This window comes from Streptomyces cyaneofuscatus, from assembly GCF_000718135.1.
Taxonomy (GTDB): domain Bacteria; phylum Actinomycetota; class Actinomycetes; order Streptomycetales; family Streptomycetaceae; genus Streptomyces; species Streptomyces cyaneofuscatus.
This window is the reverse complement of sequence record NZ_JOEM01000021.1, coordinates 136,638-148,134: the sequence shown is the minus strand read 5'-3', so window position 1 is coordinate 148,134 and position 11,497 is coordinate 136,638. Positions and strand designations below refer to the sequence as shown.

Annotated in this window: 9 protein-coding genes and 1 tRNA gene; 5 read left to right on the top strand and 5 right to left on the bottom strand. The window is 67.1% G+C overall.

The window, feature by feature from the left end:
- Positions 1-179: 179 nt before the first annotated feature.
- Positions 180-2,300 carry an AIPR family protein gene (locus IF17_RS0129390; protein WP_030572244.1) on the bottom strand — a complete coding sequence of 707 codons (2,121 nt, stop codon included), beginning with the start codon at positions 2,298-2,300 and terminating at the stop codon, positions 180-182.
- Between the two features lie 842 nt (positions 2,301-3,142).
- On the opposite strand from IF17_RS0129390, the gene IF17_RS1000000140435 reads away from it, so the two are divergent.
- Positions 3,143-3,589: an NUDIX hydrolase gene (locus tag IF17_RS1000000140435; protein ID WP_356447552.1), complete on the top strand. Its 447-nt coding sequence runs from the start codon at positions 3,143-3,145 to the stop codon at positions 3,587-3,589.
- A gap of 24 nt (positions 3,590-3,613) precedes the next feature.
- On the opposite strand, the gene IF17_RS0129380 is transcribed toward IF17_RS1000000140435, so the two are convergent.
- Positions 3,614-4,381: an IclR family transcriptional regulator gene (locus IF17_RS0129380; RefSeq protein WP_030572240.1), complete on the bottom strand. Its 768-nt coding sequence runs from the start codon at positions 4,379-4,381 to the stop codon at positions 3,614-3,616.
- 278 nt (positions 4,382-4,659) lie between these two features.
- Here IF17_RS0129380 and IF17_RS1000000139060 point away from each other — a divergent pair, with 278 nt between their 5' ends.
- Positions 4,660-5,181 (top strand): hypothetical protein, encoded by a 522-nt coding sequence (locus IF17_RS1000000139060; protein ID WP_157851180.1) that lies wholly within the window; start codon positions 4,660-4,662, stop codon positions 5,179-5,181.
- A 210-nt stretch (positions 5,182-5,391) separates the two neighbouring features.
- On the opposite strand, the gene IF17_RS0129375 is transcribed toward IF17_RS1000000139060, so the two are convergent.
- Complete coding sequence (locus IF17_RS0129375) at positions 5,392-5,712, bottom strand: helix-turn-helix domain-containing protein (RefSeq protein WP_032772781.1); 321 nt, start codon at positions 5,710-5,712, stop codon at positions 5,392-5,394.
- Positions 5,713-5,733: 21 nt separating this feature from the next.
- Here IF17_RS0129375 and IF17_RS0129370 point away from each other — a divergent pair, with 21 nt between their 5' ends.
- Together IF17_RS0129370 and IF17_RS0129365 are read left to right on the top strand one after the other, a co-directional pair.
- Positions 5,734-6,738, top strand: a complete 1,005-nt coding sequence (locus IF17_RS0129370; protein ID WP_157851179.1) for a site-specific integrase — start codon at positions 5,734-5,736, stop codon at positions 6,736-6,738.
- The gene (locus tag IF17_RS0129365; RefSeq protein WP_030572233.1) at positions 6,735-8,633 is read left to right on the top strand and encodes a hypothetical protein; all 1,899 of its coding nucleotides are present in this window, start codon (positions 6,735-6,737) and stop codon (positions 8,631-8,633) included. The genes IF17_RS0129370 and IF17_RS0129365 overlap by 4 nt, the downstream gene beginning before the upstream one ends.
- Before the next feature lie 117 nt (positions 8,634-8,750).
- Here IF17_RS0129365 and IF17_RS0129360 read toward each other — a convergent pair.
- Positions 8,751-8,835, bottom strand: a tRNA-Leu gene (locus IF17_RS0129360).
- A 163-nt stretch (positions 8,836-8,998) separates the two neighbouring features.
- Here IF17_RS0129360 and IF17_RS0129355 point away from each other — a divergent pair.
- Positions 8,999-10,306 carry a DUF2254 domain-containing protein gene (locus IF17_RS0129355; protein ID WP_030572232.1) on the top strand — a complete coding sequence of 436 codons (1,308 nt, stop codon included), beginning with the start codon at positions 8,999-9,001 and terminating at the stop codon, positions 10,304-10,306.
- 29 nt (positions 10,307-10,335) lie between these two features.
- Here the strand turns inward: IF17_RS0129355 and IF17_RS0129350 are convergent, their stop codons facing one another.
- Positions 10,336-11,424, bottom strand: a complete 1,089-nt coding sequence (locus IF17_RS0129350) for a sugar phosphate isomerase/epimerase family protein (protein ID WP_030572230.1) — start codon at positions 11,422-11,424, stop codon at positions 10,336-10,338.
- Positions 11,425-11,497 lie beyond the last annotated feature (73 nt).

Sequence of the window (11,497 nt, the reverse complement as noted above, 5' to 3'; positions counted from 1 at the left end):
CCACCTGCGATCCTACGGCCGTGACCGCATGCCGGACGGCGCTTCCAGTCAGGCTGCAATCACGCTGTGCGGTGGTGCGGCGCGAGCCTATTGCGTGGCACTGACAATCCGCCCGGAGGAACACCGAGAGCCGATCGCCGCGTCGCCGTCGGCACCGCCGCACACACCACCATGGACGGTCAACTACCGTCCGGCTCGTTCCCCACGTCCAGGCCCTCTTCCAGCCTGACCGCCAGCGCCAGCTCGTCGAGCGACCCCTCACCGGGGACGAACCAGCGTAGCGTCCCCTGCGCGGAGGTCACCGTCCCCGAGGCGAGTCGGCGCATCTCCTTGGTTAGGCCACTGGGCGAGTACCATCCCTCGTCCGCGTGCCACTGCAGGGGCTTGTTTCCGTTGCCGTTGCTCCACGTGGCCAGCGAACGTCGAGGTTCCTCCGCCAGCCACTCCGCCATCTCGCGCCGCTCGGGCTTGCTGTACGCCCGGAACTCCAGGACCGTGTTGTCCGCGATGCGGTTGTTCGTAATCAGGGTGGTGACGGCGTTGACCTGCCGACCCCGCGTTTCAACCTCGGCCACCTGGTAGTCCTCGCCCAGGGCCGGAGCGGTTCGGTCGGAGTCGAGCCCACGCATAGCGGCCCGAACGACTCGCTCGATCCGCTCTGTGTTGCGCACCGCGGCGATGATGTGGCTGGACTTTCCGTACTCCTCGTCGATCGCGGCGAGTGACCAGGCAAGCGCGTCCCGTACCAGGTCAGGAACCTTAACGAGCTCTCGCGGCCAGTGATACGACGGATCCTCGATGAACCGCGTGTCCAGGCGCCGGAAGACGATATGGGTGACCAGGAGGTCTCCGTGGAAGGCCGCGGCGTCCGCCCTCCACAGCAGCCCGTCCCGGAGAATCTGGAGCTGGTTCCGCACCTCGCGGAGGAGCTCCACCGAGCGCCAGACACGGAAGGCGTTCGGGGCCTCCCCGAAGATCTCGCGGTAGGTCTGGTCCTCCCACAGGCCGGCCAGGTTCTGATCACGCTTGGCCAGTGCGGCCAGCTGAGCATTCGAGTGCGTGGCGGCCAGCGCCTCGGCAGCCTCCGCCATCGAGCAGCCGTGCTCCGGCGCGGGCAGGGCCTCGCCCCGCTTGATCACATAGCTGAGGTGCAGCATCAGGGCGAAGTCGTCCCGGAGTTGCACCTGAACCTTGTCCAGGGACTTGAAGTCGCGCTCCTCGATCGGGTTCTGCGTGTTCGTGTTCGTGGTGACGTGATCGCCGAACTCGGGCGGGCAGTCCTCCAGGGAGATCAGCCGCACCATGACCCTGCCGTACTGGGCGGTGTCCGGGTCTGCGGTGTACGCACGGTGGATGGCGCTCACCGTCTGCGCACCGTTGACCACGCTGGCGCCGGTGAGCTGGAAGTCTCCGACCTTGCCCGGGACCGCCTTGCCGACCGGCTTGATCGTCTCGCAGAGCATGGTGATGCCGTTGCTGAAATACCAGAAGTGCTCCGGCTCCTCGAGGAGCGTGTTCCTGATCTTGATGTTGACGTCGGTCAGGTCGAGGTTGTCGCGGATGTTGCGCGCGAAGAGGCCACGCCGGTGCTCGCCGTACAGGTCGGCGAGGTCCGCCGCGGTCATGGTGCCGTACAGAGCCTTGTAGGGGGTCGACTCCTGAACGAAACCGTCCAACCGGACCCGGGCGTCGATCCTCGGGGCAGCCGCGTCCCCGAGGATGGCCCGGTGGAAGTCGCGCAGGTCCAGAAGCTTGTAGTCGACCATCTCCTCGACCTGGTTCAGCTCTGCAAGTTTCTCCTCGATGAGCTCCTTGGTGCCTTGGTCGAGTGGAGCAGTACGCATCAGCGCGAGAACCAGTGTGATCTTCGGCGTGCCGACCTCGAAGGCCCGCTCGATCTCGGGGACGAACTGCTGGAATCGGCTGTTGAACTTGGAGTACTGGAGGTCGAGCATCCGGTTCAACCCGCGGAACATCCGGTCGACCTCGGTCTCCCCGAAGCCCCCCTTGAGGTTGTCGCTCCACTTGGCCTGCACTAGGCAGATCCTTGGCTGTGCGGACCGCACCTCGACCGCGATGGCGTCCAGGCCCCGGTCGTCGTCGCCGTCGAAGATCCTGGTCGCGGCGATACGGTCACTGCATGGGTGCTCGATCTGAACAGCTAGTGCGGCCAGGCCGCGACTGAGGAACGCCTGGACGTAGTCCTTCTCCGCGACCTTCGCCTTGTCCTTCATGTCGATGAGGTCGGTAAACCGCTCCTCGATCGCCTTACGGACGTACCTAACGTGCAGCTTGCTCATGTGCCCCCCTGTTAATACACCACATCGCCGACACCCTATCGAGGGGCAATCTTTGATGCGCCTCGAACCATGGACATGGCGCGCACAACGAGGGTGGTCGGCGCTGCTGCACGGTCTCGGTGAGTGCCAGATGCCGGGTCGGGGCGGCTCGGGCGGTATTCCCGCTCTCTGGATGCGGAGTAATACCTGAAGGGGTGGGGCCGGTCAAGTGCCGTCTTGCCCGGGCTCTTTCCGCTGAGTGACAGGTAGCGAGCCTGCACAGGTGAGGGCTGGGCAATCCCGTTCCCGGTTGATGGGATGCTGTGGCCCTGCCAGGGCGGGGGATGGAGGTGTGTGCCCTTCATCAGGTGTGATGCTGAGGTGGCGGCGCTCCGCCTGCGGGGCTTTGGGCCGGATTGACCGCAGTAGTTGACGCTTAGGTTGAAATGATGGGGTGACAGCTGGCCGCTACGTCGATCCCATGGACATCCGCCTTCGGCTGCACCCGAACCGACCGGCTTCGGGCCGGCCTTGAGCATGGTCAGCGCGCGGCGCTCTGTGGCGGCATCATCGGGGGCAGCCTGGCGCCAACGTCCCCCCTCGGCCCGGTTTGGGGTGACGTATCTCCACCCATCGAAGTCCGAGGTGGAACTTCTCTACAGCCAGGTGCTGCATGGGGATGTTCAGGTGCTCCTTTGCGAGTTCCGAGCGGACCAGTGCAACGACGAGCTCCCTTCCGTGTTCGCCGCTGTACTGACCGAACGCGAGTGGCCGGTTAAGCGGCCACATGTCAGGATCGGACCGTGCCTGTTTCCCTGGACGCTGCCGAGAGCTCGGGGCGCCCTGCCGTGCCGCCTCCCAGGATGCGGCGGGTGGTGTTCGTCGCGGTGCTGAGCTCGGACGGGCGGCTTGCGCTGGTGGCAGACGAACTGTCTGGAGTTCTTCCCCGATGGGTACTCCCTTCAGGATCCGTCCGAGCCACAGAAACCTACCGTGAGGCGGCAGTGCGCGTACTCCTCGATGCGGTCGGCGCGATGCCGGTGCGCGGGGGCACTGTTGAAGGATGCCGCTGGGCTCAGGTGCCTGTGCCCGTAGGCCGGAGCCGTCGAGAGGCGCACCTGTTCATCTTTCGTCTCGCTGAAGCTGGTGATCCGCCGGATCATCTGTCCTGGAGGGGAGCGACACGCTGGGCGGGGCCTGAGCAGTGGCAGGAGTTGTGCACACGGTGTGATCTGCCAGATGTGGATGTGCTGTTGACGGGACACCTGGAGGGGTGGATCCCGGACGGGCGGATCACATTGGGGCCTTGAGTCCTGGCACCTCGGCGTCCGCTGTCACGCTGCCCTGGCGATCGTGGTGGCGGTCTCCTGCAGGGCCGTGGCAATCGCTGGCATGTCCTGTTCACGCAGACGTACGGCAGGTGCGTACACGGAGATCGCGGCGAGCGGTTCCCCGATGCGGTTGCGGATGGCCACGCCTACGCCGTGCAGGTCGTGTGCGCTTTCCTCGAGGTCTGCCGCCCATCCCCGGACTCTGACTTCCTCCAACTCCACCTCAAGCAGCGGCCACTCAGTGATGCTTCCTGCCGCTGCAGCAGGGAGCACGACCGGGAGTGCCGCGCGGACATCTGCCGGGTCGCGCAGTGCGAGCAGGGCCTTGCCCGCCGCCGTGACGTGGGCGGGGAGCTCCTGTCCGAGCGGAACGCTGACGCGCAGGACATGCCGGCACTCGATTCCGTCGAGTAGTCGGACGACGGCCGCATCCAGGGAGTACAGGCACACCGTCTCCTGCAGCTTCTCGGAGAGCTCCTCCAGGGGCCTGCGCGCCTGTCGTCGGACGTCCAGCTGGGCGATCGCGGCCAGTCCCATGCGTACGAGCTGCGGCCCCGCTGAGTATCCGTGCTGGCCAGGATCATGGCGGAGGAAACCCGTGCGCTGAAGGGTGACCAGGATGCGGTGCGCGGTGGAACGTGAGATACCGAGCTCCCGGGCGGTTTCGGTAACACCGACTTCCCCCCGGTCATACGCCAGGACTAGAACATCCAGGGCCTTCGTCACCGACGCCAAGGCCTCCGTCGCCGACAGATGCTTGCCATCCACCATGAAGGAACCGTAACGCTCAAACGTTCCCGGAGACCGGGAGCTTCGACAGAATCCACACGTCAGGATTCTGTGATGGCACGTCTCACAGTGCCGGTGCGGCATCGCACGAACCCGGCGAGCCAACTCTGCGCCAAGATGGGTCGAGTCCTGCGCTAACTCCGACCGGACTTGCCGGGCTTGAGCGCACTGTTGACCGTTTGATAGCGCCTCACAGGAACTGCGTGCGTGCCACAGTGTGCCGTCCCTACACTGGCAGCGACCTTCCTTAGGAGTTCGCTATGGCGGGATACCGGACCGGCGCACCTGCGTCAGACAAGGGTGTCTACATCGGCCAGGCCCGGCATGCCGTGAAGGAGCTGATCACTTCACTGCGCGGCGAGTTGGCGACATTGGAAGCTGTGTACGCGATGATGTGCCAGGGCGTCGAATCCACCGATGTCCGCGAAGAGCCGCCGGACACTGGCGAGGACGCGGGAACCGCCCAACCCTCCCGGGAGGGTCCGCCTGAAGTTTCTGTCGCCGACGAGGATCCTTCGTCCGAAGATGCGCGCCCGGGCATGGGCACTCGGACCCTGGGGCCACCGCGTAACGGAAGCATGCGCGATGCGATCCTCACACTCCTGTGCGCCGCTCAAGAGGCAATGTCCATCACCGATATCGCGGCGGCGGTGCGCCCTGGAGCAGACGCGACGGTCCGCTCATCCGTAGGAAAAACCCTCAACCGTATGAAGCAACTTGGCGAGGTGGAAAACGTAGCACCGGGAATGTTTCGGGCCGTGCTGTCATCCCGGGCTGCTTGATCCACCCGAGAACGACCCTAACCCAACAAGCAGGCCTCCCTCGATTAGCGGTCGAGGGAGGCCGCCAAACACGCGAACGGACGCTTCTCCTAGCAGGGTTCCGGTCCGTCGCGCACGTTCACTCTAGCGCTCCCGCGAGTGGCGCTATAGGGCGTCTACGCCATTCCGTACTTGAGCGTGCACGACTGACCTCAAATAGGCAATTGGGGATCAGTCATGAGCACATTGGGTCGAATTCGATCCGGGCCAGAGCGCCAGGCCCAGGGCGCGCTCCAGTCGGCAGACCGTCAGCACATCCGGCCAGGTGGCGCCCGCCAGCAGATCGCCGATGGTCTGTCTGCCGACGTTGCTCTGGGCGGCCAGGGCACGCAGCGAGAGCTCCGGCCTCTCACGCAGGGCGGCGGCGAGGCGGCGGGCAATCGTCTGGACCACCGCTGCGGCGGGCTCCCCGGCGATCCGGGCATCCGGCCACTCCTCCGGATCGACGGCGTAGCTCCATGGCGGCGCCGTGCGCGCTCGGCCTCCGGTCATAAAGATGCGTTCCTTCAGATCGTGATCGACACTGACACCAGTGGCCGGTTAACCGGCCACCTGTCATGGGCCTTGCGCCTGGAGGTCGCTGTGTCGAATCGCCTGCTGGCCTACGCACCGAAGGCGGAGACGGTGCCGCCCGCCCAGTGGCGCCGCATCGCTCCGGTCGTCCGCTCGCTGGGATTCATGGCCGTCGCAGCGGGACCCTACGGCCCAGACGTGGTCATGACACCGCTCGCACGGCTGGTCGCCTGGGTCGAGGCCCAGGGCCTCCCGCTCGAACCCTCGGTGATCCTTGACCAGAGCACCGTCGAACGGTTCATCCTCGTCGGCTGCCGGGACATGGCCGCCAACAGTCGCCGAACCTGCAGCAGCCAGCTGCGCCGGGCCTCCGAAGCACTCCTGCTGGACCAGCTCGGACAGCATCCGCCGATCCGGCTGAAGGCCACCGCCGCCCCAGTGGCCCCCTATCCGCCGGCGGAAATCGCCTACTGGCTGATCTGGGCGCAGAGCCTGCCCACCCCGGCCCAAAGGCGCAACGCCTGTCTTCTGTTCTGTCTCGGCGTCGGCTGCGGGCTCGCCGTTGAGGATCTTGTGTACGTTCAGGGGCGGGATATCCTTGCGGGCCCCACCGGCCGGGCACTGGTCAGGGTGCACGGGCGCCGTCCGCGCACTGTCGTATGCCGGTACGCCTACGAGGAACTGCTGCTGGCGGAAGCCGCCCACATCCCGGCAGACGCGTACGCCTTCCGGCCGGACTGGCAGGACCGCACCAGCAAGCACATCGCATCGGACTGGCTGGCCAAGTACCCGCGGATCATCGGCCGTTGTGACGGTGCAGTGCTGCAGACCCAGCGGCTGCGTACGACCTGGCTCGTCGAGCTGTTGAATGCAGGTATTCCGCTGAAGGTGATCCTCAAAGCGTCGGGACTCGGGACCCTGCACAGCCTCTCGCGATACCTCGTCTTCCTCCACGACGTGCCCGAAGCGGAGGCATCCGATCTGTTGCGGGGGGCGGCGGCATGAGCAGGAAGAACCCGGAGGACAAACCCTGCCGGCGTACCGGCCTCGCCTTACGCCCTGCACCGCAGGCCCCCGGCCGTACCCTCAGCGACCGCGTTGTGAGCCAGGTCTTCGACCTCGTGCGCCACAGCGGAGTACTGGAACGCCTTCCCTTCAGCGAGCACCGGCCAGGCCCGAAGGGCTTCCCGTTCCGCACAGTACTGATCGGCCTGATCCTCTCGCAGTACATGGGCAAGAGCGCGAACATCAACGACGCATGGGAGACACTCTTCTTCGCCCTGTCTCCAGGGTCCAAGGCCCTCCTTGACGTCCCCAACGTCGACCTGCACATCCCCGAGGGTGCAACCCGAGAAGAGATCGACCGCATCGCGCACCACCAGTACGCGACGTCGAAACGCGTCTACCGGTCCTGGGCCTCGATGACCCGGCGCCTCGACCCGGCACCACACGACCGCCGCAAGCGGCTGTCGCTCAGCGAGGCCAAGAAGATCCGACGGAAGTGGAATGCCCGCGACAACCAGGACACCGTGCGTAACCTGGAGGCCATCGCCCAGGATCTGATTCTCGCTCCGGTGATGGCTTCCTACCGGCGCGGCGACTTCGCTCGGTGGCCTGGTCACATCGCGGTCGACGACACTCCGGTTCCGGTCTGGGGCAAAGAGCCGGACTACCACCAGGACCGGGCCTCGCTTGAGATCACCGCCGGGATGTACGTGAAGGGAGGAACGCAGCAGAAGTCGCCCAGCGGCAAAGCTGCGGCCTCCACGAACACTGGCACCCGGCGCGGCACGGCAAACAAGCCAGCGCCTCGCAAGACCAAGTCGGAACAGGAGAAGAAGGCCAAGGCGCCGGAGAAGAGAGAGTTCCGCTACGCCATGATGGCTGCGTTCCCGGGCCATGGCCATGGCGACCTCGCCGGCGCCTACCCGGCGGTCTGCCTCGGCATGATCCTTCACACCCCGGGCACCGAACCCGGCCCGGCCGCCCTGCGCGCCATCCAGCCGGCCTTCGAACGAGGCCTGGTCAAAGACCTGTTCTGCGCCGACCGGGGCATCACCCAGGCCAAGCCTCACAACCTGCATCTGCAGCTGCTGAAACTCGGCCTCAACGCGGTGAAGCACTACAACGACGACAAGGTCGACCGGCAGGGAGAGTTCCGCGGCATGCAGCTGGTCGGCGGCGAGTTCTACTGCCCGCTGATGCCCACCCCGCTCGTCACTGCGGGCGCCACATACATCGACAGCCGCACGGACGAGGAGCGCGCCCACGCACTCAACCTGATCCAGTCCCGGAAGGACTACCAGGCCAAGATCAAGGAATACGGGCCCGCAGGGGATCAGCGTCGACAGTGCCCCGCCCTCGGGCCGCACGCCACGGTCACCTGCTACCGCCGGCCCCAGCCACGCCCGTCCACCGTCGTCGACCTCGACGCCCCCACTGTCCGTACCCCGGCAGCCCTGCCCACCATCCCCAGGCCCAAGCGGGACACCCCTGTCTACCCCGACATCTGCAGGGGGAAGAGCATCACCGTCCCGGGCACCGTGTTGGCCAAGTGGCGGCAGAAATACCCCCTGTTCACCCCTCTGTGGCAGGAAGCCTGGTCCGGACTGCGCAGTCAGAACGAGGGCGGCAACGGCAACCTCAAGAAGTCCGCCCTCGACAGCATCGACAATCCCCAGCTCCGCCTGCCGCACGGACGCGTCGCACAGACCCTGCTCAATGCCGTCATCATCTTCGTGGCGAACCTCAGAGCCATCCGACGGTTCCTCCGCGACCAGGGCATCCAGCCCCGCAAAGCCGGCACGCAGAGCGCCGCAACCCAATCCGGTGGGCCCTCCGCCCCGCCCCTGGCCCGACCGCTTCCGAACGAGCAGGTCGAGCCTCCGCCACGCGAGTGACACACGTCCGTCGCGCTCCGCCCCCTGAAAACCCCACATGCCTGCGCCACGGCTACCAGCCGTCGCGCAGGCATGTCTTGTTTCCGCAGGTGAGAGGCGCAGTACCTGGACCGCCGGTGTCCGAGGGGGGACTTGAACCCCCACGCCCGATAAAGGGCACTAGCACCTCAAGCTAGCGCGTCTGCCATTCCGCCACCCGGACAAGGTGTCTGTCGTTCGCGGTGTGTTCCCCGCGGCGACATGGAAAACAATACCAGGGGTTCGACGCGCCCTTCACCTGCATATCCGGTGGTCAGTGCGGTGCGGCGGGCCGGTCGGCCGCGGCCTCCACGGTCCGTGGAGGCGGCGGGGCTACCTTCGCGTCCATGAGTGATCGCGGCTACCGCCGGCCCCGTCCGCTGTCTCCCCTGCGCGAGCATCTGCGCGACACGTTCTGGTCCGCACCGACCATGGGGTTCGTCTGTGTGTTCGTGCTGTGGCTGGCCGCGTCCGCCGTGGACGAGGAGATCGTCACGGTTCTCCAGCGGGAGGAGGCCTACGACGAACTCGGGAGCCTGATCTCCTTCGTCCAGGACGCGAAGACGATCGTCACCACGATCAGCTCGGCCATGATGACGTTCATCGGCGTGGTGTTCAGCATCTCGCTGGTCGCGGTGCAGATGGCCAGCGGGCAGCTCACGCCCCGGGTGGTGCGGATCTTCGTCCGGAGCCGGATCAGCAAGGTCACGCTGACGGTGTTCCTCGCGACGTTCCTGTTCTCGCTGCTGGTGCTGACCTCGTACGAGAGCGAGGCGGACCCGCGCCTGGTGGTCTCGGTCCCGTTGCTGCAGAGCATGCTCACGCTGGTGCTCGTCGGGCTGAGTCTGCTGCTGTTCGTCGTCTACGTCAGCGCGACGCTGCGGCTCATGCAGGTCGGGCCGGTCGTGGACAAGATCGCGCGTGACTCGTTCCGGGTGCTCGGCAGAATGCCCCGGGGGCCGGGCGGGCCGGAGGGGCTGGGGCCGGAGACCGGGCGGGTGGTGCACGAAGGGCGGGCCGGGGTGCTGCGGGACGTGAACACGGCGCGGCTCGTCCGGGCCGCGCGGCGGCAGGACGTGGTGCTGCGGCTGATCCCCCGGATCGGGGACTTCGTGGTGCCGGGGACTCCGGTGCTCGCCGTCCACGGCGGCGCCGCCGTACCGCCGCGTCGCCTGCTGCGGTACACGGTCTCCGTGGGGGTCGAGCGCACCCTGCACCAGGATCTGGCTTTCGGGTTGCGTCAGCTTGTCGACATCGCGCTGCGGGCCCTGTCGACGTCCGTGAACGATCCGACCACCGCCGTCCAGTGCCTGGACCGGATCGTGCAGTTCCTCGCGGCCGTGGTGCGCCTGCCCCTCGGGACCGTCCACCACCGGGACCGGTCGGGGCGGGTGCGGCTGGTGCAGGAGGGGCCGGCGTGGGAGGACCTGGTGGATCTCGCCTTCGAGGAGATCCGGTGGTGCGTGGCCGGAAGCCCCCAGGTGTCGCGTCGGCTGCTGGCGGGGCTGGACGATCTGTTGCTGCTGGCGCCGGAGGAGCGGAAGCACCCGCTGGTACGGCACCGGGCCCTGCTCGTCCAGGCCGTGGAGCGGGCCGTTCCGGTGGCCGCCGACCGGGAGTTCGCGCTGCTGCCGGACCGGCAGGGCATCGGGTAGCCCCGCCGGTCCGGCATACGCGGCGCGCGTCAGTCGCCGCAGCGGCCCTCGCGCAGGGAGTGCAGGTGCTCGCTCGACTTCCGGGCGAAGGCGAGCGACTCCACCGGGTTGTCGTGCTCCGCCTGCCAGTGGTGGTAGCTCCGGCCGTGGTGGGTCCGGTCGGTCACCTCGGACAGGAACGTCTTGTAGTCGATGTCCCCGTCGCCCACGTCCGACATGCGGTAGCCGTCGCGCGTCGTGTCGTCGCGGACGCCGTCCTTGACGTGGAAGAGCGGGTAGCGGTTCGGGTGCTTGAGGACGTACTTCAGCGGGTCGAGCGGGGCCTTGGTGCCGTCCGCGCGCTTGCTGAAGCGGAACTGGGCGCAGTACGCCCAGTAGATGTCCATCTCCAGGTAGACCAGGTCGGGATCGGTCTCGGCGAGCAGGACGTCGTAGAGGCGCACCTTCGGCTTGTCGGTGGCGAAGGAGAACTCCTCGGCATGGTTGTGCTGGTAGAACTTCATGCCGCGCTTACGGGCGGCGGCCCCGTACGTGTTGAAGTCGTCGGCCGCCCGCTTCCAGCCGTCGACCGTGGAGCCGTAGCGGAAGGGGCCCGACGCCGTGCCGATGTGCTTGAGGCCGAGGGCCTGGGCGTCGTCGAGGACCTTCTCCAGGTTCTGGGCGAAGGTGTAGGCGCCGGGGTTGTTGTCGTCGTAGTAGCCGACGTGGCTGCCGATCGGGTTGAGGCCGTGGTCCTTGGCCAGCCGCTTGAGCTGGGCCAGCGTGATGGGGCCGGCGGAGCCCTGGGTGTAGCCGGCCAGTTCGATCTCGTCGTAGCCGTACTTCTCCAGCTCGGCGAAGACGGGGGCGAAGCCGAGCGTGGAGATCTTGTCGCGGAGGCTGTAGAGCTGGATGCCGAGGCGGCCGGGGGGCAGGACGGGCTTGCCCTTGCCGTGACCGTGGCCGTGGTCATGCCCGTGGCCGTGGCCCTTGCCGGGGCCCTGAGCGTGGTCCCGGTCGGCGGCCTGGGCTGTCGCCGTGCCGATGATCGTGGCGGCGGTCGCTCCGGCGGCGACACCGAGGATGTTGCGGCGGCTCAGTCTGCGGGTGAGTTCGGTGTCCTTGGAGGTGCGGCTCATGTTCGGGTATCTCCCTTGCTGACCTGACGGGACGTGGGGTGTGTGGTGCGGTGCCGGGTGCGTGACGGGGAAT

Excerpts from the sequence above, each read along its gene's own strand:
- IF17_RS0129390 (WP_030572244.1), bottom strand. The coding sequence starts at position 2,300 with ATGAGCAAGCTGCACGTTAGGTACGTCCGTAAGGCGATCGAGGAGCGG.
- IF17_RS1000000140435 (WP_356447552.1), top strand. The coding sequence starts at position 3,143 with ATGCGGCGGGTGGTGTTCGTCGCGGTGCTGAGCTCGGACGGGCGGCTT.
- IF17_RS0129380 (WP_030572240.1), bottom strand. The coding sequence starts at position 4,381 with ATGGTGGATGGCAAGCATCTGTCGGCGACGGAGGCCTTGGCGTCGGTG.
- IF17_RS1000000139060 (WP_157851180.1), top strand. The coding sequence starts at position 4,660 with ATGGCGGGATACCGGACCGGCGCACCTGCGTCAGACAAGGGTGTCTAC.
- IF17_RS0129375 (WP_032772781.1), bottom strand. The coding sequence starts at position 5,712 with ATGACCGGAGGCCGAGCGCGCACGGCGCCGCCATGGAGCTACGCCGTC.
- IF17_RS0129365 (WP_030572233.1), top strand. The coding sequence starts at position 6,735 with ATGAGCAGGAAGAACCCGGAGGACAAACCCTGCCGGCGTACCGGCCTC.
- IF17_RS0129355 (WP_030572232.1), top strand. The coding sequence starts at position 8,999 with ATGAGTGATCGCGGCTACCGCCGGCCCCGTCCGCTGTCTCCCCTGCGC.
- IF17_RS0129350 (WP_030572230.1), bottom strand. The coding sequence starts at position 11,424 with ATGAGCCGCACCTCCAAGGACACCGAACTCACCCGCAGACTGAGCCGC.